This window comes from Cupriavidus phytohabitans (assembly GCF_017815025.1).
In the GTDB taxonomy this organism is placed as follows: Bacteria; Pseudomonadota; Gammaproteobacteria; order Burkholderiales; family Burkholderiaceae; genus Cupriavidus.
Map to the genome: position 1 here is coordinate 111783 of NZ_JAGIQB010000002.1, position 24973 is coordinate 136755.

Here is a 24973-nt window from a genome sequence, read left to right on the forward strand (position 1 = left end):
CAACGGTACGGCGCCGCCGGAACGGCGGCAGGCGGATGGCTGCACGGCCGGCACCGCGCAACCCTTGGATATGGCTCAGCGCGGCGAAACGACCAGCGTGCTGCCGCGGACTTCGACGATACGGTAGCGGCCCGGTGTTGCAGCGCAGTTCGGCGCGAGTTCGACGGTCCAGTCGGCGCCCCGGTACGGGACGCGTGCGCGCCCGTTGGCGTCCCAGGCGGGGACGTCGAGTTCCTGGCCGATATCGAGATTGACGTTGGGATCGGCGGCGGCATTGCCGCGCCGCAGCTTGCCGAAACGGGTACGACGCAGTCCGGCGATCAGCACCGCGGCGACCAGCGCTGCGGTCACGGTCTGCGCGGCGGGCGACAGGTCCAGCAAGGCGCCGACGCCGCCAGCGGCCAGCCCCACGGCCACCATCAGCAGGTAAAACGTGCCGGTATTCAGCTCGACGATCACCAGCGCGACCGCCGCCACGAACCAGAGGTAGTACGCCATCCGAACTCCCCGTCCAATCGATTCCCGAAAAACAAAAACCCCGCAGCGCCAGGAGCGCCTGCGGGGCCGATGCAACACCTGACGCAGGGGCCGGTGCCAGCCGGCCGCCCGAAGGCGGCCGGCGAGTATCGTTATTGTGACGTCAAAAGCCTCAGGATGCCAGCTTCTGCCAGGTGTCGACCACCGAATCCGGGTTCAGCGAGATCGACTTGATGCCTTCCTTGGCCAGCCACGCGGCAAAATCGGGATGGTCCGAAGGACCCTGGCCGCAGATGCCGACGTACTTGTCCAGGCGGATGCATGCGGCGATGGCGCGCGACAGCATAAAGCGCACCGCCGGATCCCGTTCGTCGAAGTCCTTGGCCAGCAGTTCCATGCCGGAATCGCGGTCCAGGCCCAGCGTCAGCTGGGTCAGGTCGTTCGAGCCGATCGAGAAGCCGTCGAAGTACTGCAGGAACTCCTCGGCCAGGATCGCGTTGGACGGCACTTCGCACATCATGATGATGCGCAGGCCGTTCTCGCCGCGCTTCAGGCCGTGCTTGGCCAGCAGCCCGATGACCTTCTCGGCCTGGCCCAGCGTACGCACGAACGGCACCATGATCTCGACGTTGGTCAGGCCCATTTCATCGCGTACGCGCTTCATGGCCTTGCATTCCATCTCGAACGCTTCGGCGAAGTCCTCGGCGATGTAGCGCGACGCGCCGCGGAAGCCCAGCATCGGGTTTTCCTCGTCCGGCTCGTAGCGCGAGCCGCCGATCAGCTTCTTGTACTCGTTCGACTTGAAGTCCGACAGGCGCACGATCACGGACTTCGGATAGAAGGCCGCGCCGATGGTGGCGATGCCCTCGGCAAGCTTGTCGACGTAGAACGCACGCGGGCTGGCATGGCCGCGGGCCACGCTTTCCACGGCCTTCTTCAGGTCGGCATCGACCTGCGGGTAGTCGAGGATGGCCTTCGGGTGGACGCCGATGTTGTTGTTGATGATGAATTCCAGGCGCGCCAGGCCGACGCCGCAGTTCGGGATCTGGGCGAAATCGAAGGCCAGCTGCGGGTTGCCCACGTTCATCATCAGCTTGACGTCGATTTCCGGCATCTCGCCACGCTGGACCTCGGTCACTTCGGTTTCCAGCAGGCCATCGTAGATGCGGCCTTCGTCGCCCTCGGCGCACGACACGGTCACCAGCGTGCCATCCTTCAGGATGTCGGTGGCATCGCCGCAGCCGACCACGGCGGGCACGCCCAGCTCACGCGCGATGATGGCCGCGTGGCAGGTACGGCCGCCACGGTTGGTGACGATCGCCGAGGCGCGCTTCATCACCGGCTCCCAGTTCGGGTCGGTCATGTCGGCCACCAGCACGTCGCCGGGCTGCACGCGCTCCATCTCGGACGGGTCGTTGATGACGCGGACGGGGCCGGTACCGATCTTCTGGCCGATGGCGCGGCCGCTGGTCAGCACCGGGGCGGTGCCCTTGAGCTTGAAGCGCTGCTCGGCCTTGCCGGCCGACTGGCTCTTCACCGTTTCCGGCCGGGCCTGCAGGATGTAGATCTTGCCATCCTTGCCGTCCTTGCCCCACTCGATATCCATCGGGCGCCCATAGTGCTTCTCGATGATCATCGCGTAGCGCGCCAGTTCGGTCACGTCCTCGTCGGTGATCGAGTAGCGGTTGCGCAGTTCGACCGGCACGTCGACGGTCTTCACGCGGCCGGCTTCGCCTGGCTTGGTGAATTCCATCTTGATCAGCTTGGAGCCGATCGAGCGGCGGATGATCGGGTACTTGCCGGCCTGCAGCGTCGGCTTGAAGACGTAGAACTCGTCCGGGTTGACCGCGCCCTGCACCACCGTTTCGCCCAGGCCGTAGCTGGAGGTGATGAAGACCACGTCGGGGAAGCCCGATTCGGTATCGATCGTGAACATCACACCGGAAGCGGCCAGGTCCGAGCGGACCATGCGCTGGATACCGGCGGACAGCGCCACCACGTCGTGGGCAAAGCCCTTGTGCACGCGGTAGGAAATGGCGCGGTCGTTGTACAGCGACGCGAACACGTGCTTGATCTTGTCCAGCACGTCCTCGATGCCGCTGACGTTCAGGTAGGACTCCTGCTGGCCCGCGAACGAGGCGTCGGGCAGGTCTTCGGCCGTGGCCGACGAACGCACCGCGAACGAGGCCTCGGCGCCTTCGCGCTCGGACACGCGGGCATAGAACTCACGGATTTCCTGTTCCAGGCGCGGCTGGAACGGGGCGGTGGCGACCCAGTCGCGAATCTCGGCACCGGCCTCGGCCAGGGCCTTGACGTCGTCGACGTCAAGCGTCTTCAGGCGCTGGGAGATGCGCTCGGTCAGGTTGTTGTGGGCGAGGAAGTCGCGGAAGGCAAGCGCGGTGGTGGCAAAACCGCCGGGAACGCGCACACCGGCTTCCGCCAGCTGGGAGATCATCTCGCCCAGCGACGAATTCTTGCCGCCGACGATTTCCACGTCAGCCATGCGCAACTGCTCGAACGGCAGCACATAGGCGCCGTTATTTGCCTGGTTAGTCATGAGAGCCTCAAAACAAAGTAGAAAACTTGTTGCGCATGCCCGGTATGTTGTTGGCGTTCTGGTCCCGGACCGATCGCTTGGCTAAGCAACCCCATGCTCGTGGTGCTGCAAAGTTGTGGACGCGGCGCTGCGGCTCTCATCGCGCAGCGCACATTGTCGACAATTCCGGGCCCGAATTGATGCAAAGCGGACCCCTCGCGGAATTGCTTAGCGAAAAGATCGCCGCTATTCTACCGTGCTGCGCCGCACTTTTCTGCGGAAGATTGAATCTATTTATTTGCGCAACCCCATGTCCCAGCCAGAAGCGCCCGGTACAGCGGATTCCGGGACCCAGCCTGGAACGCAGCCTGCCTCCCCGTCCACCCAAGTGACCGCGGCGACGCCCGCCGCCATGGCCCAGACCGGTGACCGCCCGCCTGTGCGGACGGTCTTTATCGTCTCGGATGGCACCGGGATCACCGCGGAAACCTTCAGCCACTCGATCCTGGCCCAGTTTGAAATGCGCTTCCGCAAGGTGCGGATGCCGTTCGTCGATACCCCGGAAAAGGCACATATCGCGGTCGGCAAGATCAACGAGGCTTTCTTTAACGAGGGCGTGCCGCCCATCGTCTTCACCACGCTGGTCAACCAGGAAGCGAACAAGGCACTGCGCCGCGCCAAGGCGATGATCCTGGACATGTTCCAGACGTTCATCGAACCCCTCGAGAAGGAACTGGGGCTGAAGTCCACCCACGCCATCGGCCGCTTCCACCAGAACGCCGATACCGAGGCGTACAAGAACCGGATCGAGGCGATCAACTTCTCGCTGGCGCACGATGACGGACAGTCCCACAAGAATCTCGAGGAAGCCGATGTGATCCTGGTGGGTGTGTCGCGCAGCGGGAAGACCCCGACCAGCCTCTACCTGGCGATGCAATACGGGCTGAAGGCGGCCAATTACCCGCTGATCCCGGACGATTTCGAGCGCGGCAAGCTGCCCTCGGCGCTGTACGCCTTCAAGAGCAAGGTCTTCGGCCTGTCGATCGACCCGCAGCGCCTGACCGAGATCCGCAACGAGCGCCGCCCCGGCAGCAAGTACGCGGCGGTGGAAAACTGCCGCTACGAAGTCAATGAGGCCGAGGCAATGATGCGGCGCGAAGGCATCAAGTGGCTGTCGTCGACACACAAGTCGATCGAAGAAATCGCGACCACGATCCTGCAGGAGATCAAGGTCGATCGCGACAACTACTAACAAAAGCGGCCAGCCGGCCGCTTTTGTTATCGCCGCTGCCGCACCGCCTCGAACAGGCAGATCGCGGTGGCAGCCGCCACGTTCAGCGATTCCAGGCCGCCCGGTTGGGGAATGCCCACCTTGCGCTTGACGTGCTGCATCCACGCGTCGCTGACGCCGGCACCTTCATTGCCGACCACCCAGGCCACCGGCGCGCGCAGGTCGGTATCGAACACCGCGGCGTCGGCATGGGAGGACGTCGCCAGCAATGGCAGCGCCAGCCGCGGCGCCAGCGACTCGACGGTGCAGTGTTCAACGATGTTCAGGTGAAAATTGGCGCCCATGCTGGCGCGCAGCGTCTTCACCGACCAGGCGAACGCGCATCCCGTCGCCAGGAATGCATGGCGGATGCCCGCCGCGGCAGCGCTGCGCAGGATCGAGCCGACATTGCCGGCATCCTGCACGCCGTCGAGGATGATGCAGTCCTCTTCGATGCGCGCGGGCAGGTGGCCGGCAGGCGTCTCGATCACCAGCATCAGGTCGATGCCGTTGACCACGCCGGAAATCTGGGTGAACAGCGTATCGGCCAGCACTACCAGCCGATCCGCGTCGATGCGCGCCAGCAAAGGCGCAACCTCGGCATGGTCGTAGTGACGCTCGGACACCACGCAGGTGACTGGCTGGCCCAGCGCGTCCACGTAAGCCTCGGCCAGATGCACGCCGTCGAGCAGCGACTGCCCGGCCTTGCGGCGCTGGTGGGTGGAGGTGGCCAGCGCCTTCAGGTGCTTGAACAGCGCGTTGTCGCGCGAGGTGACGTGCTTCACGGTGCGTCGGTTTGCAGGGTGCCTGACGGCGCGGCCTGGATCGGGGTGGTGAGTTCGCTGGCTTCGGTACTTTCGATGCCTTCGATGACCTCGGCAACTGGCGTCACCGCGGCAAACATCGGACGCTGCGCCAGCGCCTCGCGCACCGGCGCGAACGAGCGGCGGTGATGCTGCGTGGCACCGAATTCGGCCAGTGCGGCCAGATGCTGCGGCGTGCCATAGCCGACATGCGAATCGAAGCCGTATTGCGGATAGCGTTCGTGCAGGGCCATCAGCTCGCGGTCGCGCGCCACCTTGGCCAGGATCGACGCGGCCGAGATCGCCCTGACCAGCGCGTCCCCCTTGACGATGGCTTCCACCGGGAACGGCACCTGCGGGCAGCGGTTGCCATCGACCTGCACCAGGTCCGGCACCACGCCGCTGGCGGCCAGCCCCTGCACCGCGCGCTGCATCGCCAGCATGCTGGCGTGCAGGATGTTGATCGTATCGATTTCCTCGACCGTGGCGAAGGCGATATGCCAGCCCAACGCACGTTCGCAGATCTTCTCGTACAGCGCCTCGCGCCTGGCGGCGGTCAGGATCTTGGAGTCGGCCAGGCCGCGGATCGGGCGTTTCGGATCCAGCACCACCGCGGCGGCATACACCGGCCCCGCCAGCGGGCCCCGGCCCGCCTCATCGACGCCGCATAGCCGCTGGATCGCAGCGGCGGCCGGCGCCAGGTCCAGGCCCATCTGCGGCGAGGCCTGCGCAGCCTGGGCATTGCGACGCGCCATCAGACGGTCCCCCGGCTGCGCATCAGGTCCACCACCACATCGGCGGCCAGTTGCGCGGTGTTGCACTTGAGGGTCTCGTGCATGCGGGTGAAATGCTCGTACAGGAAGGCAATATTGCCCTCGTCGTTGAGCTGCAGCAACGTTTCGCGGGCCAGCGCCTCGGGCGTGGCGTCGTCCTGCAGCAGCTCGGGCACGACAAAGCGCCCTGAAAGGATATTAGGCAATCCCACGTACGGCAGGTAACCCTGCCGCTTCATGATCTGCGCGGTCAGCCAGGGCACCTTGTACGAGATCACCATCGGCTTCTTGTACAGCGCCGCCTCCAGCGTCGCGGTACCGCTGGCCAGCAGCACCACGTCAGCGGCTTCCATGGCCTGGTGCGACTTGCCGTCGACAATGGTCAGGCGCAGTTCCGGATACTGCTGGTGCAGGTCTTCGACGATGGCGCGCAGCGGCGCGCTTGCCGCCGGCAGCACGAACGCCAGGTTCGGGTCCATGCGCTGCATCTGCGCCATCGCGGCAAAGAAGGTGGCGCCAAGGTTGCGCACTTCGGACTGCCGGCTGCCGGGCAGCACCGCGACCACGCGGTGGCCGGCAGGCAGCCCCAGCTCGGCGCGCGCGCCGGCGACGTCAGGCACCATCGGGATCACGTCGGCGAGCGGGTGACCCACGTAGGTGGCGGCAATGCCGGCCTTGGCGTAGATCTCGGGCTCGAACGGGAACAGGCACAGGATGTGGTCCACCGCGCGCGCGATGGTGCGGATGCGCCCGCCCCGCCAGGCCCAGATCGACGGGCTGACGAAATGCACCACCGGGATGCCGGCGCGGCGCAGCGGCACTTCCAGGCCGAAATTGAAATCCGGGGCATCGACCCCGATAAAGCACTGCGGCGGCTCGGCCAGCAGCCAGTCGCGCACCGCGCGCCGGGTGCGCAGGATCTCGCGCAGCGAGCCCAGCACCTCGACATAGCCATTGACCGACAGCGTTTCCATCGGCCAGCGCGAGACGAAGCCCTGCGCCATCATGCGCTTGCCGCCGATGCCGGCGTACGCCATGGTATCGCCCAGGCGGGCCTTGAGCCCGCCCATCATCAGCGATGCCAGCAGGTCGCCGGAGGCCTCCCCGGCCACCATGGCGATGGTGCCGCGCCTGGCGGCGGCAGAACCGTTGCCCGTGGGCAAGCCACCCCGAATCGCGGCGTCGACCATGTGCGGCCCGGGCTCAGCGCACGATGCCGCGCTGGGTGGCGGCAAGGAAGTCGACAAATGCCTGCAGCGGCGGCGCGGTGCCGGCATCTGACTGGGCCAGCAAGGCGGAGATCTCGTTGCGGGCCTCGTCAAAGCTGAGGTCGGACTTGTAGAGCAGCTTGTAGGCCTGGCGCAGCGCGGCGATCTGCCCCGCGTCGAAGCCGCGGCGGCGCAGTCCCTCGACGTTGACGCCGTGCGGCGTCGCCTTGTTGCCGCCCTTGTCGCTGGCGGCGATCACGAATGGCGGCACGTCCTGCACCAGCGCCGAGGCACCGCCCAGCATCGCGTGGGCGCCGATGCGCACGAACTGGTGCACGCCGCTCATGCCGCCCAGGATGGCCCAGTCGCCCACGTCGACGTGGCCGGCGATCTGCGCGTTGCTGGAAAACACGGTGTGGTTGCCGACCGAGCAGTCATGCGCGATATGCACGTAGGCCATGATCCAGTTGTCGCTGCCGATGCTGGTCAGGCCGCGGTCCTGCACCGTGCCGGTGTGGATCGTGGTGAATTCGCGGATGGTGTTGCGGTCGCCGATCTCGAGCCGGGTCGGCTCGTTGCGGTACTTCATGTCCTGCGGCACGCCGCCGACCGAGGCATAGGGGCCAATGTTGTTGCCCTCGCCGATCGTGGTATGGCCCTCGACCGTCGTATGCGAGCCGATCCGGGTGCCGCTGCCGACGCGCACGTTGGGGCCGACGATGGAGAACGGACCGACGGTCACGTCGGATGCCAGCTCTGCCTTCGGGTCAACCAGGGCGGTGGGGTGGATTTGCGTCATACGTCCTGTCCTGTGGTGTGTCTGGTGAAGAGTGGGCCCATGCGCGCGGCAAAGGTTCCCGTCCGCGCCGCGCACCCGTGCGGGAGCGCGGCAGCCGGCCTTACTCGGCCTGCTTCACGGTGCACATCAGTTCCGCCTCGCAGGCGACCTTGTCGTCCACCGTAGCGAACGCCTTGAACTTCCAGATGCCGCGGATATAGCGTTCGACCGTCACGTTCATGTGCAACTGGTCGCCCGGGTACACCACCTGCTTGAAGCGGGCGCCGTCGATGCCGACGAAGTAGTACAACGCGCCTTCCTTGCGCTCCATGTCGGCGCCGAAGGTCAGCAGGCCGGCCGACTGAGCCAGCGCCTCCAGGATCATCACGCCCGGCATCACCGGCTGCTCCGGGAAATGGCCCTGGAAGTACGGCTCGTTGATGGTGACGTTCTTCAGGGTCTTGATCCGCTTCTGCGCCTCGAACTCCAGCACGCGGTCGACCAGCAGGAACGGGTACCGGTGCGGCAGCAGCTTGAGGATCTTGCGGATATCGATTTCGGCCGCGCTCATGATGATTTCTCTTTAGTCTTGTGAGGTTTGGGACCCGGCGGACTGGCCGCGCAGGCGACGTTCCAGCGCCACCACGCGTTCGCGCAGCTTGCTCAGGCCGCGCACGATGGCTGCGTTGCGTTCCCACTCGCCGTGCGGCAGGAACGGGAAGACGCTGGTGAAATGGCCCCCGGGCTTGGTAATGGATTTGGTGATCGAGGTACCGCCGGACACTGTGGTCCGGTCGGCAATGGTCAGGTGGCCGGCAAAGTTGGCCGCGCCCCCGATCACGCAGAAGCGGCCAATGCGCGTGCTGCCCGATACCGCGGCGCAGCCGGCGATCACAGTATGGGCCCCGACTCGCACGTTGTGCGCGATCTGGACCTGGTTGTCGATCTTGCAACCGTCCTCGACCACGGTGTCGGCCATGGCGCCGCGGTCGATCGCCGTATTGGCGCCGACCTCCACGTCATGGCCCAGCACTGCACGCCCCGTTTGCGGGATCTTCACGTATTCAACGCCGGTGGCGCTGATATCGGGCGCGAAACCGAAGCCATCGGCGCCGATCACCACGCCGCTGTGCAGGATGGCGCGCGCGCCGATCACGCAGTGATGGTAGACCGAAACGTTCGCGTACAGCAGCGAATCGTCGCCGATCTCCGCCTCCGCACCGACGTAGCCGTTGGCCAGGATGCGGACGCGCTCGCCCAGCCGGGCGCCGCGCTCGATGACCACGTTCGGACCGATGTAGCACGACGCGGGCACCACCGCATCGGGCGAAACGCTCGCGCGCGGATCGATGCCGACGCGCGGGTCCGCATTGGCTTCGCGGTCGAAGCGCTGCGCCACGCGGGCAAAGCAGACATAGGGATTGCGCGCCACCAGCCAGTTGCGGCCGTCGGCACGTCCTCCGGCGCGGATGCGCTCGAGGTCGGCCTGCGACACGATCACGGCGCCGGCTTGCGAATCCAGCGCCTGCTGCAGGTAGAGCGGATTGGACAGGAACGAGAGTTCGCCCGCCGAGGCCTGGTCGAGGGGAGCCAGGCCAACAATCGCCAGGTCGGGATCACCCACAACCTGCGCGCCGTTCTCGGTGGCGAGCTGACCCAGTGTGGGTGTCTGCATGGCGGTACTTCCTGAAAATAAAGCTACGAATCGAACAGCCGCGAACAGCCCGCGGCTTAGCGGGCGCCGGCGTTCAGCGCCTTCATCACGTCGTCGGTGATGTCGATGCGCGGGTTCACGTAGACCGCTTCCTGGACGATCAGGTCGTACTTGCGCTGCTCGGCCAGTTGGCGGATCACGCGGTTGGCGCGCTCCAGCACCTGCGCCAGCTCTTCATTGCGGCGCTGGTTCAGGTCCTCGCGGAATTCGCGCTGCTTGCGCTGGAATTCGCGATCGAGGTCGGCCACCTCGCGCTGGCGGCGCTGGCGGTCGGAATCGGCCAGCACGGCCGTGTCCTTGTCGAGCTTGTCGGCCATGCCCTTGATCTTCTGGGCCATGTCCTGCAGCTCGCGGTCGCGCTTGGAGAATTCCTGCTCCAGCTTCACCTGGGCCTGCTTGGCCGGCTGCGAATCGCGCAGGATGCGCTCGGAATTGACGGCGGCAATGCGCGCCTCCTGGGCCATGGCCGGCATCGCGGCGCAGAGCGCGGCGGTGGCGAATGCGGCGGCGCCCAGGGATTTGACCAGTTTGGATGTTGTCATCATGAAAACAGATCCTTTTACAGAATCAGAATGCCGTCCCGATCTGGAACTGGAAGCGCTGGACCTTGTCGGTCTCTTCCCGGTTGAGCGGGAAGCCCATGCTGATCTTCAGCGGGCCGATCGGCGACAGCCACGACATGCCGAAGCCGGTCGAGTATTTGAGATCACTGAACGAAATCGGCGCGCCTTCCTGGTAGACGTTACCGAAGTCGAAGAACGTGAACAGGCGCAGCGTGCGGTCGACGCCCGAGCCCGGCAGCGGGAAGATGAATTCCACGTTACCGATCATCTTGGACGCACCACCCACCGGGTTGCCGTTCTGGTCCTTCGGGCCCAGCGTGCTGGTCTGGTAGCCGCGCACCGAGCCGATACCACCGGCGTAGAAGTACTTGAACACCGGGAACGGCGTGTTGCCATAGCCGTGGCCGTAGGCGACTTCACCGTTCAGCGCCAGCGTGAACGACTTCGAGATCGGATAGAAGTACTGCTGCTGCACGCTGGCGCGGTAGTACTGCGTATCGCCGCCCGGCAGGCCCACTTCCAGGTTGGCCTGCGTGTATGGGCCCTTGGTCGGGACCAGGGCGCTGTCGCGGCGGTCGCGTGCCCAGCCGATCGTGAACGGGAAGTTGTTGATGCCGTCGCCGCTGTTCTTGCCGATCGCGTTCAGCCACGCCGTGTACTGGCTCGGCGTGTTGACCGAGGTATAGACCTGGGTCCGCTCGTAACCGATACCGAAGAAGACGGTGTCGACTTCCGAGAACGGCACGCCGAACTTGAAGCCGCCGCCTGCGGAGACGATCTTGTAGTCCTGGTCGCCGGTGTAGTACAGCGGACGCGAGGTACGGTAGTAGATATCGGTCGAGCGGCTGATGCCGTCCACCGTGAAGTATGGATCGTACTGCGTCAGCGCAATGGTACGGAACGACTTGGCGGTGTTCACGTCCAGGCCCAGGCTGGTACCGGAACCGAACACGTTGTCCTGGCGCAGGCCGGCCTGCAGCACCAGCTTGTCGGTGGACGAGAAGCCCACGCCCAGGCTGATCTGGCCGGTCGGCTTTTCGGTCACGTTGACGTTCACATCGACCTGGTCGGGCGCGCCGGCGACGTCCTCGGTGGTGATGTTGGTGTCGGTGAAGTAGCCGGTCCGGTTGATACGCGCCTGCGACTGCTGCAGCTTCTCGCTGTCGAACCACGAGCTTTCCATCTGGCGCATTTCGCGGCGCACCACTTCGTCGCGGGTCTTGCTGTTGCCCACCACGTTGACGCGGCGCACGTAGACGCGCCGCCCCGGGTCGACCATCAGCGTCAGCGCGACCTCGCGCTTTTCCTGGTCGATGTTCGGCTGCGGGTTGATCGTGGTGAAGGCGTAGCCGTAGGTGCCCAGCAGGTCGGTAATGGCCTTGGTGCTGGCGGTCAGCTTTTCGGACGAGAAGATATCTCCCTTCCTCAGCTGCAGCAGCTTTTCCATTTCCTCCTGCTTGCCCAGCAGTTCGCCGGCCAGGCGGATGTCGGACACCTTGTACTGCTCGCCTTCCTTGATGTTCAAGGTCAGGTAGATGTCCTTCTTGTCCGGCGTGATCGATACCTGGGTCGATTCGATTGCGAACTCGAGGTAGCCGCGGTTCAGGTAGTAGGAACGCAGCGCCTCCAGGTCAGCCGTCAGCTTCTGCTTCGAGTACAGGTCATTCTTGGTGTACCACGACAGCCAGTTCGGCGTGGACAGCTGCATTTCGTCGCGCAGCGTGCTTTCCTTGAACGCCTTGTTGCCGACGATATTGATCTGGCGGATCTTGGCGACCGGGCCTTCCTCGACGTTGAACACGACCGAAACGCGGTTGCGGTCCACCGGCGTGACCGTGGTCTGCACGTCGGCGGCATAGTAGCCGCGGGCGACGTACTGGCGCTTGAGTTCCTGCTCCGCCTTGTCGATCAGCGCCTTGTCGTAGTAACGCGCTTCGGCGACGCCGACCGCGCGCAGCGAACGGCGCAGCGTGTCCTTGTCGAATTCCTTGATGCCGACAAATTCCAGCTGCGAGATCGCCGGGCGTTCTTCCACCTGCACGACCAGCACGCCGTCTTCGGCGCGGATCTGCACGTCCTTGAAGAAGCCGGTATTGTAGAGGGCACGGATCGCATCGGCGCCCTTGTCGTCGGTGAAGGTTTCGCCGACACGCACGGGGAGATAGCCAAACACCGTACCCGGTTCGACGCGCTGCAGGCCCTCAACGCGGATGTCCCTGACGACGAACGGATCGGCAGCCCAGCCCGTCGGGCTCCAGGCTGCAATAACGGCACTCGCCAGCAAGCCTAGCGAAATGCGCTTATGTCTGATCAATGTTGATCCCCTCTTTGATTCCATCCAGGATTTTCCATGCCTCGTGGGACTGCGCATGGCAATGGCGCCCCCTGGCGACGGTGTCCGACGACACGACCGCCCCCTTGCCGACATGCGTTTCTAGCCGTTCGCCAGAAACATTCGGCTGACGTCATTGAACAAAGCGAGCGAGGTCAGGAGCAAGATACAGGCGATGCCAACCTTCTGCAGCATTGCCTGCCAGTGGTCTGGGACGGGCCGGCCAGTCAAAAATTCCACGCAATAATACAGCAAATGCCCCCCATCCAGAACCGGAATAGGTAACAAATTCAGTACACCGAGGCTAACGCTGACCAGCGCCAGGAAGCTGACAAAGGCCTGTACGCCGAGGTTTGCGGCACGCCCGGCGTAGTCGGCCACGGTCAGCGGACCGCTCAGGTTCTGCAGCGACGCCTGCCCCACCAGCATCTTGCCGAGCAGCTTCAGCGACAGCGCGCTGGTGTCCCACACCTGGCCGAACGCGCGCGCCAGCGCTTCGTCCGGACGGTAGCGCACCGTCTCCATCTCCACCGCCTGGCTGAGCGCCGCGCCCAGCTTGCCCGCCGGCGGCGCGGGCGCGCCGCTGGCATCCTTTTCGCCGTCTCGCGGGGCGGTGGCGTCCAGCGTCACCGGCACGTCCAGGCGCTTGCCGTCGCGCTCGATGCCGAGCGTCACGGTCTGCCCGGGCTGGCTGCGTACCGCCTTGATCAGTGCGCTGGCCTGGGTCAGCGGGGTACCCTGCCAGGCGACGACGCGGTCGCCCTTCTTCAGCCCCGCGCGCTCGGCGGCCGAATCCGCCAATACCTCGGTGATCGTGACCGGCCCGCCCTTCAGATGCAGGCCAAGCGTGCTGAGCGGGTCCTGCTCCGGGTTGCCCCCTGTATTAGGCAGGCGCGCCAGCGTGACGTCCCGCTCGGCGCCGTCGGCGGCGCGCACGCGCAGCACGGCGCGCGCATCGCCGAAGCCCTCGGCGAAGACCGCCATGCGCAGGTCATTCCAGGAACGCACCGCTTCGGTATGGCCGTTGGCGGTCAGCGACAGCACCCGGTCGCCTTCGCGCACGCCGGCCTGCTGCGCCATGGTGCCGGCCACCGGTGCGGCGACGATCGGCGCGGGTTCGCGCATGCCGCCGGCAAACAGCACAAAGTAGAGCACGATCGCCAGCAGGAAATTGGCCAACGGCCCGGCCGCGACAATGATGAAGCGCTTGCCGACCGGCTGGCGGTTGAACGCGCGCGGCAGGTCAGCCGGATCGATCCGGGCGTCGCGTTCGGGATCAAACTCGCGCTCGTCGAGCATCTTGACGTAGCCACCCAGCGGGATGGCCGCCACCGTCCATTCGGTGCGGTCGCGGCTCTTCGAGGTCCAGCGCAGCAATGGCCGCCCGAAACCGATCGAAAAGCGCAACACCTTCACGCCGCAGGCGCGCGCGGCGAGGTAATGCCCCATCTCGTGCACGTAGATGAGCACGCACAGGGCAACAATGAAAGCGAGTACGGTTTGCATGGCGTCGGGACGTCAGTAACAGTGGCTGGACTGGCGCGCCGGATCCGGGGTTCCGGCATGTCCGGGGCCGCCGCATCCGCTATTGTCGCAGATGCGGCAGGCTGGCCCGTCGGATCAGTGGCGAAGCGCCAGTCCGGCGACGGCCGCGCGCGCTGCCTCGCGCGCCATGCGGTCCGCGTCAAGGATGGCGTCAAGCGTGTCCGCCGCGCCGGCCGGTGCTGCCTGGAGCACCTGAGCCACCAACCGCGCGATGTCAGTAAAGCGCACTTTTCCGCCCAGGAATGCCTCGACCGCTACCTCGTTGGCCGCATTGAGCACGGTCGGCGCCACGCCACCGGCGCGCAGGGCGTCGAAGGCCAGCCCCAGGCACGGGAAGCGCTGCAAGTCAGGCTTCTCGAAATGCAACCCGCCTGCCAGCGTCAGGTCGAGCGGCGTCACGCCGGCATCGATGCGCTCGGGATAGGCCAGGCCGTAGGCAATCGGCGTGCGCATGTCCGGGTTGCCCAACTGCGCCAGCACCGAGCCGTCGTGGTAGGCCACCATCGAATGCACGATGCTCTGCGGGTGGATCAACACCTCGATGCGCTCGGCCGGCGCGCCGAACAGCCAGTGGGCCTCGATGACCTCGAGGCCCTTGTTCATCATGGTGGCCGAGTCGACCGAGATCTTGCGGCCCATGACCCAGTTCGGGTGAGCGCAGGCCTCGTCGGGCGAAATGTCGTGGAGGGTGTCGGGATCGCGCGTGCGGAACGGCCCGCCCGACGCGGTCAGCAGCACCCTGGCCACGCCGCGGCCGTAGCGCGGATCGTCTGCCGGCAGGCACTGGAAGATGGCGTTGTGCTCGCTGTCGATCGGCAGCAGCGTGGCGCCATGCTCGCGCACCGCGTCCATGAAGATGCGGCCGGACATTACCAGCGCTTCCTTGTTGGCGAGCAGCACGCGCTTGCCGGCACGGGCAGCCGCCAGCGTCGGGCGCAGACCGGCAGCGCCGACGATCGCGGCCATGACGGCGTCGGTCTGCGCATCGGCTGCGACCGATTCCAGCTCGGCCTCGCCATGGCTGACTTCGGTATCTACACCGGCATCGCGCAACAGCGCCTGCAGTTCCCCGGCCGCCTCGGCGCTACCCACCACGGCGCGGGCCGGGCGGAACGCAATGCATTGCTCGGCCAGCTTGCGCACTTGCCGATGCGCCGTCAGCGCGTGCACGGTATAGCGGTCGGGATGGCGGCGGACGACATCGAGCGTGCTTTCGCCGATCGAGCCGGTGGCCCCCAGGATGGTAATGCGCTGCATATCAGACCGCTTCAGAGAAGGCTTCAGAAAAAAATCAGCATCAGTGCCGCCAGCGGGAACACCGGCAGCAAGGCATCGATCCGGTCCAGCACGCCGCCATGGCCCGGCAGCAGCCGGCTGCTGTCCTTCATGCCGACCTGGCGCTTGAGCAGCGACTCGAACAGGTCGCCGATCACACTCGCCGCCACCAGCAGCGTGGTCAGCCCGGCCACGTAGCCCAGGCCGCCGCGGTCCCCCAGCACCGAGAACCACGTGGGCGCGAAGGCATGAGTGGCGGCCAGCACCAGGCCGATGACGAGCGCCAGCAGCCAGCCGCCGATGGCGCCCTCCCAGGACTTGCCCGGGCTGATGGACGGTGCCAGCTTGCGCCGCCCGATGGCCTTGCCGGTGAAATAGGCGCCGATGTCGGCCGCCCACACCAGCACGGCCGCGGTCAGCAGCACGCCGATGCCGGCGCCGCGCAGGATCATCGTGGCATGGGCAAACGCGGGCAGCATGACCAGGCCCAGTATGGCCCCCAGCACGGCGAAGCCCGGCGTCGCGGTGCGCACGCCGCGCGCCAGCAGCACCAGCGCCACGCCCCAGCACACCACCGCCGCTTCCAGCAGCCAGGTGGTGGCGTGCCGCAGCGGCATGTCATGCCAGGTGATGGTGGCGATCAGGCAGGCCAGCGCATAGACATAAGGCCAGGGCCCGCGCAGCCCGATCAGGCGTCCGAATTCCCAGCCCGCCAGCAGCACGATCACCCCGAGCAGACCCGCCAGGCCGGCCGGCGGCGCCAGGAACAGGATCGGGAGGATCAGCAGCAACAGGCACAGGGCGGTGATGACGCGGGTTAGGAGCATGCGCTGCGGTCCCGTGGGAGTTGTTGTTGGAGTAGCCTGGATCGGCCAGGGTGTCAGGCCGTGCCCGATAGTCCCGGCGCAACCAGTTGCGCGCTGGTGCGACCGAAACGGCGTTCGCGCTGGCGGTACGAGGCAAAGGCCTTGTCCAGCTCGGCGGCGTCGAAATCCGGCCAGTACACGTCGGTGAAATACAGCTCCGAATACGCGAGCTGCCACAACAGGAAATTGCTGATGCGCTGTTCGCCACCGGTGCGGATGAACAGATCGGGCTCCGGCGCGTAGGCCATGGCCAGGTGCGGCGCGAGCATGGATTCGTCGATCGACTCCGGATCGAGCATCGGCGAGCGCTCCAGCATCTTGCGCATGGCCTGCAGCAGGTCCCAGCGGCCGCCGTAGTTGGCGGCGATGGTCACGGTCAGGCCGGTGTTGCCGGCGGTGCGCGCCTCGGCATCCTTGATCAGCTGCTGGATGCGCGGGCTGAAGCGGCCCAGGTCGCCAACCACCCGCAGGCGGATGTTGTTGGCGTGCATCTTCACCACTTCGCGCCGCAGCGACATCATGAACAGCCGCATCAGGAACGATACCTCGTCCGCGGGCCGGCGCCAGTTCTCGGAACTGAACGCGAACAGTGTCAGGTACTGCACGCCCCGCGCGGCGCTGGCTTCCACGACCGCGCGCACAGCGTCCAGACCCCGGGAGTGCCCGGCAACACGCGGCAGGTGCCGCTGGGTCGCCCAGCGGCCGTTGCCGTCCATGATGATGGCAACGTGGCGGGGCACGTAAGAGGTATCGGGTACGGCGAGCGTTGAACTGATGTGCTGCATGATGGCAGACGGTCGCGGGCAGCCCCGGCAGGTGCCGGGACGGCGTCAGACCGTCATGATCTCCTTCTCTTTTTCGGCGACCATCTTGTCGATTTCGGCGACGTACTTGTCGGTCAGCTTCTGCACCTCGTCCTGGCCGCGGCGCTCGTCGTCCTCGGAAATGGCCTTGTCCTTGACCAGCTTCTTGAATTGCTCATTGGCATCGCGGCGCAGGTTGCGCACCGCGATCTTGGCACCCTCAGCCTCGCCCTTGACGACCTTGGTCAGCTCCTTGCGGCGCTCTTCGGTCAGCGCGGGCATCGGCACGCGGATCACGTCGCCCATGGTGGCCGGGTTCAGGCCCAGGTCGCAGTCGCGGATGGCCTTCTCGACCGCGCCCACCATCTTCTTCTCCCACGGCTGCACCGTGATGGTGCGCGCATCGGCCAGACCGACGCTGGCGACCTGGCTGATCGGCACCATCGAACCGTAGTAATCCACCTGAACGTGGTCGAGCAGGCCGGTGTGGGCACGGCCAGTGCGGATCTTCGCCAGATCGGCCTTGAAGGCTTCGATCGACTTCTGCATTTTCTGCTCGGCGCTCTTCTTTGTGTCGGCGACGCTCATGTTTACCTCCGGAAATCAGCCAACCATGATCCCGTGACCGGGATCGGAAAATGAATCATTCTACCCTTTGCCCGGCCAGACACCAGCGCCGTGGCGCGGCGTCGTGGGGCGCCGGACTCAGACGTGGACCAGGGTACCCTCGTCTTCGCCCAGGATCACGCGCTTGAGCGCGCCCGGCTTGGTAATAGAGAACACCCGGATCGGCAGCTTCTGGTCGCGGCACAGCGCGAAGGCGGTGGCATCCATCACCTGCAGGTTGCGCGAGATGGCCTCGTCGAAGGTGATGGTGCTGTAGCGCGTGGCGCTGGGATCCTTCTTGGGGTCGGCGGTGTAGACACCGTCCACCTTGGTCGCCTTGAGCACGACCTCGGCCCCGATTTCCGCGCCGCGCAGCGCGGCGGCGGTATCCGTGGTGAAGAACGGGTTGCCGGTGCCGGCGGCGAAAATCACCACCTTGCCCTCCTCCAGCTGGCGAATGGCGCGCGGGCGGATGTACGGTTCGACCACCTGGTCCATGCGCAGCGCGGACTGCACGCGGCCTTCGATATTGGCGTGGCGCATCGCATCCTGCAGGGCCAGCGCGTTCATCATGGTGGCCAGCATGCCCATGTAGTCAGCCGTGGCGCGATCCATGCCGGCCGCGCCGCCCGCGACGCCGCGGAAGATATTGCCGCCGCCGATGACCACCGCGACCTGGACGCCGAGCCTCACGATCTCGGCAATGTCGTTCACCATCGCCTCGATGGTGGAGCGGTTGATGCCAAAGGCATCGTCGCCCATCAGGGCTTCACCGGACAGTTTCAGAAGGACGCGCTTGTAGGCTGGCATGTTTACCCTCGGGCAGGAGCAAGTCGCTCGTTTGGGACTCAACACAAATGAGACGATTGATTTTTGACACCGGCGGCGCGGATCGGCGCGCCGCCAGCGGAAGAAAGCCGGTTTTCGGGGTCGCCCCACCTTGCCGGCAGGCAACGGGAAGACGACCGCGAAAACTGACTGCTGCAGTGCAACGTGCAATATACATCACTGCACTACTTATGCAGAGGGGCACCTTGCGGCGCCCCTGCGGCATTATATGCGCCCGGCCCCGCCCGCAAGGGCCGGCCGGCGCGCCCTGACATCAGGCCTTCTGGGCAGCGGCCACCTGGGCGGCCACTTCAGCGGCGAAGTCGTCCTGCTTCTTCTCGATGCCTTCGCCCACGACATACAGGGTGAAGCCCTTCACGGTCGTGTTGGCAGCCTTGAGCATCTGCTCGACAGTCTGCTTGTCGTTCTTCACGAACGGCTGGTTGAACAGCGACACTTCCTTCAGGTACTTCTGCACCGAGCCTTCGACCATCTTGGCCGCGATCTCGGCCGGCTTGCCCGACTCGGCAGCCTTCTGCTCGGCGATGCTGCGCTCCTTGGCGATCAGGTCGGCGGGGACCTGCTCGGCCGACAGCGACACCGGCTTCATGGCGGCCACGTGCATGGCCACGTCCTTGGCGGCGGCTTCGTCGCCGTCGAACTCGACCATCACGCCGATACGGGTGCCGTGCAGGTACGAAACCAGCTTGCCGCCATTGGCGTAGCGGACAAAGCGGCGGATCGTCAGGTTTTCGCCGATCTTGCCGATCAGGGCCGTGCGGGTGGCTTCAACGCTCGCGCCGTCGAGGTCCAGCGCCGACAGGGCAGCCACGTCGGCCGGGTTCTGCTTGGCGATCAGTTCAGCGACCTTGGCCGAGAAAGCCAGGAAGTCATCGTTCTTGGAGACGAAATCGGTCTCGCAGTTCAGTTCGACCAGCACGCCGGTGGTGCCGTCGATAAACGAAGCGACCACGCCTTCGGCAGTCACGCGCGATGCGGCCTTGCTGGCCTTGTTGCCCAGCTTGACGCGCAGCAGCTCTTCGGCCTTGTTCAGGTCGCCGCCGGCCTCGGTCAGGGCCTTCTTGCACTCCATCATCGGCGCGTCGGTCTTCGCGCGCAGTTCTGCAACCATGCTTGCGGTAATTGCCGCCATTTGTCACTCCTTGAATGGTTCGCGCCGGGCCCCGGCAGTCTTGCCCGCGGCACCCGGTCGGTGGGTCTACAGCGCACCCGCGGCAGATATTGCCTGCGGCGGATGACAACAATTCAAATTCGAAAAAAGGGGGCGCCAGATGTGCCCCCTTTTTTTTGCCCTGCTGCCGACGTACCCCGGCTTGCGCCCTGCGCGCTGCCCGGCGTGCCGGGCGGCAGGCGATGCCTGCCTGTCGTGTGTTGACGTGCGCGCTATCGGGTTCCTTTCAGGCAGCGGGCCGGAGACTATCAGCCTTCCTGCACTTCGACGAATTCGTCGTCGCCGCGGGCGGCTTCAACGACTTCCTGCACCGCGTTGGCACGGCCTTCCAGGATCGCGTCAGCCACGCCGCGCACGTACAGGGCCACGGCCTTGCTCGAGTCGTCGTTGCCCGGGATCACGTAGTCGATGCCGTCCGGCGAGTGGTTGGTATCGACCACGCCGATCACGGGGATGCCCAGCTTGTTGGCTTCGGTCACGGCAATCTTGTGGTAGCCGACGTCAACCACGAAGATGGCGTCAGGCACGCCGCCCATGTCCTTGATGCCGCCGATCGACTTTTCCAGCTTGATCATCTCGCGCTCGAACATCAGCGCTTCCTTCTTGCTCATGGTTTCCAGCGCGCCGGCTTCCTTGGCGGCCTCCATGTCCTTCAGGCGCTTGATCGAGGTCTTGACCGTCTTGAAGTTGGTCAGCATGCCGCCGAGCCAGCGGGCATCGACGTAAGGCATGCCGGCGCGGCCTGCTTCTTCAGCCAGGATTTCGCGCGACTGGCGCTTGGTGCCCACGAAAAGGATGGTGCCGCGATTTGCTGCCAGCTGACGCACGTACTTCATGGCGTCCTGGAACATCGGCAACGTCTTTTCGAGGTTGATGATGTGGATCTTGTTGCGATGGCCGAAGATGAAGGGGGCCATCTTCGGGTTCCAGAAGCGGGTCTGGTGGCCGAAGTGGCAACCGGCTTCCAGCATTTCGCGCATGGTAACGGACATGTGATTCTCCAAAGGGTTAGGTCTGAAGCCCGCCCCGACATTCCTGAAAAGGAACACCCCGGATAGGCGGGCCAGCGATTTCCAAAAAACATCGCAGCAGATGCTGCAAAATACCGGCCTGGCGGGTGCAATATTGCGCCGCAACCAAGTCAGCCCGCTATTCTAGCAAGAAAAGCACCGAGCGCTCAAGCGACCCAGATCCGGAAACACTGCAGGCATTGGAGGAGCGCCGTCCGAAAGCGCCTGGGCACAGGCTGCGATCAGGCTCCGAAGGTGCGATAATCCCACATTGACCTTTCGAATTCGGCGCGGCCAGTGGCCCCGCCCTCACTTTTGGCGACGCAGCATGAGCATTTACCTGAATACCGCCGAAGACATCGCCCAGATGCGCGTGGCTTGCCGCCTTGCCTCCGAAGTCCTCGACTACATCACGCCCTTCGTCCAGCCGGGCGTCACCACGGGCGAACTGGACCGCCTGTGCCACGCCTATATGCGTGACGTGCAAGGCACCGTGCCGGCGCCGCTGAACTACGCGCCCCCCGGCTACCCGCCCTTCCCCGGCGCGATCTGCACCTCGGTCAACGACGTGATCTGCCACGGCATCCCCGGCGACCGCGTGCTCAAGAGCGGCGACGCGGTCAACCTGGACATCACCGTCATCACCAAGGAAGGCTATTACGGCGACACCAGCCGCATGTTCATCGCCGGCGAGGGCTCGATCCTGGCCAAGCGCCTGGCGCAGGTGACGTACGAATGCATGTGGAAGGGCATCGCGCAGGTGCGCCACGGCGCGCGCCTGGGCGATATCGGCCATGCCATCCAGATGCACGCCGAAGCCGCTGGCTACAGCGTGGTGCGCGAATACTGCGGCCACGGCATCGGCAAGAACTTCCACGAAGACCCGCAGATCCTGCACTACGGCCGCGCCGGCACCGGCGCCGAGATCAAGGCCGGCATGATCTTCACCGTGGAGCCGATGATCAACGCCGGCAAGCGCGATATCCGCACCATGCCCGACCAGTGGACGGTCAAGACCCGCGACCGCAGCCTGTCGGCGCAGTGGGAGCACACCGTGCTGGTCACCGAGACCGGATATGAGGTGCTGACGGTATCCGCCGGCACCCCGGCGCCGCCGGCCTTCATTACGGAATCCGTCGCGGCCTGAGGTCGCACACCAGCCAGGGCGCCTGACCGGCGCCCTTATTTTTCCAGCCGTGCCCACGAACCACCCCGCCCTCTCCATGGACACCACGCCGGAACTGCTGCTGGCCGCGCGCGTGCGCGACCAGCTCAAAGCCGACAAGCAGGCCCTGTTTGCCGACTTCAACACCAGCACCAACGTCGTTACGCTGATCACGCGGCTGCGCCGCGCCGTCGACGCCGCGCTGGTGGAAGCATGGCGCGGCCTGGAGATGCCCGCGGGTGCGGCGCTGGTGGCGGTGGGCGGCTACGGCCGCGGCGAACTGCTGCCCTATTCGGACGTCGACGTGCTGCTGCTGCTGCCCGCCGAGCCCGACCAGGACACCACCGGGCGGCTGGAACGCTTTATCGGCCTGTGCTGGGACCTGGGGCTGGAGATCGGCTCGTCGGTACGCACCCTGGACGATTGCATCCGCGAATCGCGCCAGGACATTACCATCCAGACCTCGCTGCTGGAGGCGCGGCTGGTGACCGGCAGCCGCAAGCTGTTCGAGTCGATGCGCACGCGCTACCTCGCCGACCTGGACCCGGCCGCGTTCTTCCAGGCCAAGCTGCTGGAAATGCGCCAGCGCCACGCCAAGTACCAGGACACGCCCTACGCGCTCGAACCCAACTGCAAGGAAAGCCCGGGCGGCCTGCGCGACCTGCAGGTGATCCTGTGGATGACCAAGGCGGCGGGCCTGGGCGACAGCTGGAAAGAACTGTTCGAGCGCGGCCTGCTGACGCAGCGCGAAGCGCAGGAGCTGGCGCGCAACGAGCGCCTGCTCAAGACCATCCGCGCGCGCCTGCACCTGGTGGCGGGCCGGCGCCAGGACGTGCTGGTATTCGATCTGCAGACCGCCCTGGCGGAATCCTTCGGCTACCGCCAGACCACCAACAAGCGCGCCAGCGAGCAACTGATGCGGCGCTATTACTGGGCGGCAAAGGCCGTCACGCAGCTCAACAGCGTGCTGCTGCTGAACATCGAGGCGATGCTGTTCCCGAGCGAGTCGCAGGTCACGCGCGTGCTCAACGAACGGTTTGTCGAGCGCCAGGGCATGCTGGAAATCACCAGCGACGACGTCTACGAGCGCGATCCGCACGCGATCCTGGAAACCTTCCTGCTGTACCAGCGCACGCCCGGCGTGAAGGGCCTGTCGCCGCGCACGCTGCGCGGGCTGTACAACGCGCGCACCGTGATGAACGCGGGCTGGCGCAACGACCCGGAAAACCGCCGCCTGTTCCTGGCGATCATGCAGGAGCCGCAGGGCATCACCCACGCGCTGCGGCTGATGAACCAGACCAGCGTGCTGGGGCGTTACCTGATCAACTTCCGGCGCATCGTCGGGCAGATGCAGCATGACCTGTTCCACGTCTATACCGTGGACCAGCACATCCTGATGGTGGTGCGCAATATGCGCCGCTTCGCCATCGTCGAGCACACGCACGAATTCCCGTTCTGCAGCCAGCTGATGGCGAGTTTCGACAAGCCGTGGGTACTGTGGGTGGCGGCGCTGTTCCACGACATCGCCAAGGGCCGCGGCGGGGACCATTCCAAGCTCGGCACGCAGGATGCGCGCCGCTTCTGCAAGCAGCATGGCATCGCGCGCGAAGATGCCGACCTGATCAGCTGGCTGGTCGAGCACCACCTGACCATGAGCCACGTGGCGCAGAAGCAGGACCTGACCGATCCGGAAGTCGTGCATGCCTTCGCGCGCGTGGTCGGCAGCGAACGCTACCTGACCGCACTGTACCTGCTGACGGTGGCCGATATCCGCGGCACCAGCCCCAAGGTGTGGAACGCGTGGAAGGGCAAGCTGCTGGAAGACCTGTACCGGATCACGCTGCGCGTACTCGGCGGCGCCAAGGTCGATTCGCATTCGCTGTGGGCGCAGCGCAAGGAAGAAACCATCTCGACGCTGCGGCTCAAGGCGTTCGACCCGGAGCTGGGCAAGCCGCTGTGGGCGCAGCTCGACGTGGCATTCTTCCTGCGCCATGACGCGCGCGATATCGCCTGGCTCACGCGGCACCTGTACGACAAGGTCGACAGCCCCACGCCGGTGGTGAAGGCACGTATCTCGCCTGCTGGCGAGGGCCTGCAGGTAGCGGTCTACGTGCAGGACCAGCCCGACCTGTTCGCGCGGATCTGCGGCTATTTCGAGCGCAAGGCGTTCTCGATCCAGGACGCCAAGATCCACACCACGCGCCATGGCTACGCGCTCGACACGTTCCAGGTCACCGACCCCGGCATGGCAGGGAATGGCAACGACCGCGGCAACTACCGCGGCAATTACCGCGACATCATCGCGCTGGTGGAACACGAGCTTTGCGAAAAGCTGCGCCAGCAGGGCGCCCTTGCCGAGCCCACGCAGGGACGCCTGTCGCGCCAGTCGCGCAGCTTCCCGATCAAGCCGCGCGTGGACCTGCGCCCGGACGAGCGCGGCCAGTATTACCTGCTGTCGCTGTCCGCCAACGACCGCACCGGCCTGCTGTACGCCATCGCCCGCGTACTGGCACGGCATCGCGTGTCCGTCCATTCGGCACGCATCAACACCCTGGGCGAACGCGTCGAAGACGTGTTCCTGGTAGACGGCAGCCGCCTGGCCGCCGACAACCGATTGCAGATTCAGCTTGAACAGGACTTGCTCGCCGCCCTCGCGATCTGAGGCGGCAGACAGCATCAACGATATGACCGACAGCAATTCGCCGAAGCGCAAGACGCTAGGCATCAAGGCCGCAAGCGATACCGGCACGGCCGCACGCAAGACCGGCAACCGCCCGGTGCGGGTTTCGGACCTGAACCGTAACCGCGTGCGGGCCGTGACCGAAGGCATCAAGCGCGCGCAGCAGAGTGACGGTGGCAAGGGTGGCGGCCGCCGCGCGCCAGGCGAAGCGCAAGCCGGCGGCGACGTGCGCAAGCCGCGTCCGCCGCGCCCCGCTGACGGCGAGCGCCGGGCACGGCCACGACGCCCCGAGGGCGAAGCGCGTGCGCCGCGGCGCTTTGGTGACGACGAAAGCCGTCCGCGCCGCTATGGCGACGATCGCGGCGAAGCACGTCCGCGCCGCTTCGAAGGCAATGAATCGCGGCCCCCACGGCGCTTTGGCGATGACGACAACCGCCCCCGCCGCTATGGCGACGATCGTGGCGAAGCGCGCCCGCGCCGCTTCGAAGGCAATGAATCGCGGCCCCCACGGCGCTTTGGCGATGACGACAACCGCCCCCGCCGCTATGG

Annotated in this window: 21 protein-coding genes and 1 pseudogene; 4 read left to right on the plus strand and 18 right to left on the minus strand. The window is 65.8% G+C overall.

Translation table 11 applies throughout. The annotated features are described in order from the left end of the window. Window positions 1-75: 75 nt before the first annotated feature. The gene (locus J8I34_RS01850) at window positions 76-498 is read right to left on the minus strand and encodes an NfeD family protein (protein WP_029045867.1); all 423 of its coding nucleotides are present in this window, start codon (window positions 496-498) and stop codon (window positions 76-78) included. A 151-nt stretch (window positions 499-649) separates the two neighbouring features. After that, window positions 650-3034: a phosphoenolpyruvate synthase gene (gene ppsA, locus J8I34_RS01855; protein ID WP_209805207.1), complete on the minus strand. Its 2385-nt coding sequence runs from the start codon at window positions 3032-3034 to the stop codon at window positions 650-652. A gap of 391 nt (window positions 3035-3425) precedes the next feature. Between ppsA and ppsR the strand changes: the two genes are divergently transcribed. Then, a complete protein-coding gene (ppsR, locus tag J8I34_RS01860) occupies window positions 3426-4265 on the plus strand; it encodes a posphoenolpyruvate synthetase regulatory kinase/phosphorylase PpsR (RefSeq protein ID WP_156914320.1) in 840 nt (279 codons plus the stop codon). 26 nt (window positions 4266-4291) lie between these two features. On the opposite strand, the gene J8I34_RS01865 is transcribed toward ppsR, so the two are convergent. From J8I34_RS01865 to rpsB, 16 genes are all read right to left on the minus strand, one after another. Continuing rightward, window positions 4292-5068 carry a TrmH family RNA methyltransferase gene (locus tag J8I34_RS01865; protein ID WP_029045864.1) on the minus strand — a complete coding sequence of 259 codons (777 nt, stop codon included), beginning with the start codon at window positions 5066-5068 and terminating at the stop codon, window positions 4292-4294. Further along, window positions 5065-5841 (minus strand): ribonuclease HII, encoded by a 777-nt coding sequence (gene rnhB, locus J8I34_RS01870; protein WP_029045863.1) that lies wholly within the window; start codon window positions 5839-5841, stop codon window positions 5065-5067. Before rnhB ends, J8I34_RS01865 begins: the two co-directional genes overlap by 4 nt. Then, complete coding sequence (gene lpxB, locus J8I34_RS01875) at window positions 5841-7049, minus strand: lipid-A-disaccharide synthase (RefSeq protein ID WP_029045862.1); 1209 nt, start codon at window positions 7047-7049, stop codon at window positions 5841-5843. Before lpxB ends, rnhB begins: the two co-directional genes overlap by 1 nt. A 13-nt stretch (window positions 7050-7062) precedes the next feature. Continuing rightward, window positions 7063-7866 carry an acyl-ACP--UDP-N-acetylglucosamine O-acyltransferase gene (gene lpxA, locus J8I34_RS01880; RefSeq protein WP_029045861.1) on the minus strand — a complete coding sequence of 268 codons (804 nt, stop codon included), beginning with the start codon at window positions 7864-7866 and terminating at the stop codon, window positions 7063-7065. A gap of 100 nt (window positions 7867-7966) precedes the next feature. After that, window positions 7967-8416, minus strand: a complete 450-nt coding sequence (fabZ, locus tag J8I34_RS01885; RefSeq protein WP_010809590.1) for a 3-hydroxyacyl-ACP dehydratase FabZ — start codon at window positions 8414-8416, stop codon at window positions 7967-7969. Window positions 8417-8428: 12 nt separating this feature from the next. Further along, complete coding sequence (gene lpxD / locus J8I34_RS01890; protein WP_209775279.1) at window positions 8429-9520, minus strand: UDP-3-O-(3-hydroxymyristoyl)glucosamine N-acyltransferase; 1092 nt, start codon at window positions 9518-9520, stop codon at window positions 8429-8431. 56 nt (window positions 9521-9576) lie between these two features. Then, window positions 9577-10104, minus strand: coding sequence for an OmpH/Skp family outer membrane protein (locus J8I34_RS01895; protein WP_029045859.1), 528 nt, complete (start codon window positions 10102-10104; stop codon window positions 9577-9579). Between the two features lie 22 nt (window positions 10105-10126). Continuing rightward, window positions 10127-12460 (minus strand): outer membrane protein assembly factor BamA, encoded by a 2334-nt coding sequence (gene bamA, locus J8I34_RS01900; protein ID WP_245175718.1) that lies wholly within the window; start codon window positions 12458-12460, stop codon window positions 10127-10129. A 96-nt stretch (window positions 12461-12556) separates the two neighbouring features. Continuing rightward, entirely contained in the window at window positions 12557-13960 is a 1404-nt protein-coding gene (rseP, locus tag J8I34_RS01905) for an RIP metalloprotease RseP (RefSeq protein ID WP_209805209.1), read from the minus strand. A gap of 114 nt (window positions 13961-14074) precedes the next feature. Further along, on the minus strand, window positions 14075-15256 hold the full coding sequence (ispC, locus tag J8I34_RS01910; protein ID WP_029045856.1) for a 1-deoxy-D-xylulose-5-phosphate reductoisomerase: 1182 nt from the start codon (window positions 15254-15256) through the stop codon (window positions 14075-14077). Between the two features lie 23 nt (window positions 15257-15279). Further along, window positions 15280-16101, minus strand: coding sequence for a phosphatidate cytidylyltransferase (locus tag J8I34_RS01915; protein WP_209805210.1), 822 nt, complete (start codon window positions 16099-16101; stop codon window positions 15280-15282). 53 nt (window positions 16102-16154) lie between these two features. Beyond that, the gene (uppS, locus tag J8I34_RS01920; RefSeq protein WP_029045854.1) at window positions 16155-16925 is read right to left on the minus strand and encodes an undecaprenyl pyrophosphate synthase; all 771 of its coding nucleotides are present in this window, start codon (window positions 16923-16925) and stop codon (window positions 16155-16157) included. Window positions 16926-16970: 45 nt separating this feature from the next. Beyond that, window positions 16971-17531 (minus strand): ribosome recycling factor, encoded by a 561-nt coding sequence (gene frr / locus J8I34_RS01925; RefSeq protein ID WP_029045853.1) that lies wholly within the window; start codon window positions 17529-17531, stop codon window positions 16971-16973. Between the two features lie 117 nt (window positions 17532-17648). Then, entirely contained in the window at window positions 17649-18359 is a 711-nt protein-coding gene (pyrH, locus tag J8I34_RS01930; RefSeq protein WP_029045852.1) for a UMP kinase, read from the minus strand. A 292-nt stretch (window positions 18360-18651) separates the two neighbouring features. Next, on the minus strand, window positions 18652-19530 hold the full coding sequence (gene tsf, locus J8I34_RS01935) for a translation elongation factor Ts (RefSeq protein WP_209805211.1): 879 nt from the start codon (window positions 19528-19530) through the stop codon (window positions 18652-18654). Between the two features lie 287 nt (window positions 19531-19817). Next, window positions 19818-20561: a 30S ribosomal protein S2 gene (gene rpsB / locus J8I34_RS01940; RefSeq protein ID WP_029045850.1), complete on the minus strand. Its 744-nt coding sequence runs from the start codon at window positions 20559-20561 to the stop codon at window positions 19818-19820. Window positions 20562-20907: 346 nt separating this feature from the next. Between rpsB and map the strand changes: the two genes are divergently transcribed. The 3 genes and pseudogenes from map to J8I34_RS01955 form a co-directional block, all read left to right on the plus strand. Beyond that, window positions 20908-21726, plus strand: a complete 819-nt coding sequence (gene map, locus J8I34_RS01945; RefSeq protein WP_209775274.1) for a type I methionyl aminopeptidase — start codon at window positions 20908-20910, stop codon at window positions 21724-21726. 76 nt (window positions 21727-21802) lie between these two features. Beyond that, entirely contained in the window at window positions 21803-24406 is a 2604-nt protein-coding gene (locus J8I34_RS01950; protein WP_209775273.1) for a [protein-PII] uridylyltransferase, read from the plus strand. Window positions 24407-24428: 22 nt separating this feature from the next. Further along, a pseudogene (locus J8I34_RS01955) lies at window positions 24429-24973 on the plus strand (pseudouridine synthase); the annotation flags it as partial.

What these genes read in the sequence shown, in the direction of transcription:
- J8I34_RS01850 (WP_029045867.1), bottom strand. Translation starts at nt 498, where the DNA reads ATGGCGTACTACCTCTGGTTCGTGGCGGCGGTCGCGCTGGTGATCGTC.
- ppsA (WP_209805207.1), bottom strand. Translation starts at nt 3,034, where the DNA reads ATGACTAACCAGGCAAATAACGGCGCCTATGTGCTGCCGTTCGAGCAG.
- ppsR (WP_156914320.1), top strand. Translation starts at nt 3,426, where the DNA reads ATGGCCCAGACCGGTGACCGCCCGCCTGTGCGGACGGTCTTTATCGTC.
- rnhB (WP_029045863.1), bottom strand. Translation starts at nt 5,841, where the DNA reads ATGGCGCGTCGCAATGCCCAGGCTGCGCAGGCCTCGCCGCAGATGGGC.
- lpxB (WP_029045862.1), bottom strand. Translation starts at nt 7,049, where the DNA reads ATGGTCGACGCCGCGATTCGGGGTGGCTTGCCCACGGGCAACGGTTCT.
- lpxA (WP_029045861.1), bottom strand. Translation starts at nt 7,866, where the DNA reads ATGACGCAAATCCACCCCACCGCCCTGGTTGACCCGAAGGCAGAGCTG.
- fabZ (WP_010809590.1), bottom strand. Translation starts at nt 8,416, where the DNA reads ATGAGCGCGGCCGAAATCGATATCCGCAAGATCCTCAAGCTGCTGCCG.
- lpxD (WP_209775279.1), bottom strand. Translation starts at nt 9,520, where the DNA reads ATGCAGACACCCACACTGGGTCAGCTCGCCACCGAGAACGGCGCGCAG.
- J8I34_RS01895 (WP_029045859.1), bottom strand. Translation starts at nt 10,104, where the DNA reads ATGATGACAACATCCAAACTGGTCAAATCCCTGGGCGCCGCCGCATTC.
- bamA (WP_245175718.1), bottom strand. Translation starts at nt 12,460, where the DNA reads ATGGAATCAAAGAGGGGATCAACATTGATCAGACATAAGCGCATTTCG.
- rseP (WP_209805209.1), bottom strand. Translation starts at nt 13,960, where the DNA reads ATGCAAACCGTACTCGCTTTCATTGTTGCCCTGTGCGTGCTCATCTAC.
- ispC (WP_029045856.1), bottom strand. Translation starts at nt 15,256, where the DNA reads ATGCAGCGCATTACCATCCTGGGGGCCACCGGCTCGATCGGCGAAAGC.
- J8I34_RS01915 (WP_209805210.1), bottom strand. Translation starts at nt 16,101, where the DNA reads ATGCTCCTAACCCGCGTCATCACCGCCCTGTGCCTGTTGCTGCTGATC.
- uppS (WP_029045854.1), bottom strand. Translation starts at nt 16,925, where the DNA reads ATGCAGCACATCAGTTCAACGCTCGCCGTACCCGATACCTCTTACGTG.
- frr (WP_029045853.1), bottom strand. Translation starts at nt 17,531, where the DNA reads ATGAGCGTCGCCGACACAAAGAAGAGCGCCGAGCAGAAAATGCAGAAG.
- pyrH (WP_029045852.1), bottom strand. Translation starts at nt 18,359, where the DNA reads ATGCCAGCCTACAAGCGCGTCCTTCTGAAACTGTCCGGTGAAGCCCTG.
- tsf (WP_209805211.1), bottom strand. Translation starts at nt 19,530, where the DNA reads ATGGCGGCAATTACCGCAAGCATGGTTGCAGAACTGCGCGCGAAGACC.
- rpsB (WP_029045850.1), bottom strand. Translation starts at nt 20,561, where the DNA reads ATGTCCGTTACCATGCGCGAAATGCTGGAAGCCGGTTGCCACTTCGGC.
- map (WP_209775274.1), top strand. Translation starts at nt 20,908, where the DNA reads ATGAGCATTTACCTGAATACCGCCGAAGACATCGCCCAGATGCGCGTG.
- J8I34_RS01950 (WP_209775273.1), top strand. Translation starts at nt 21,803, where the DNA reads ATGGACACCACGCCGGAACTGCTGCTGGCCGCGCGCGTGCGCGACCAG.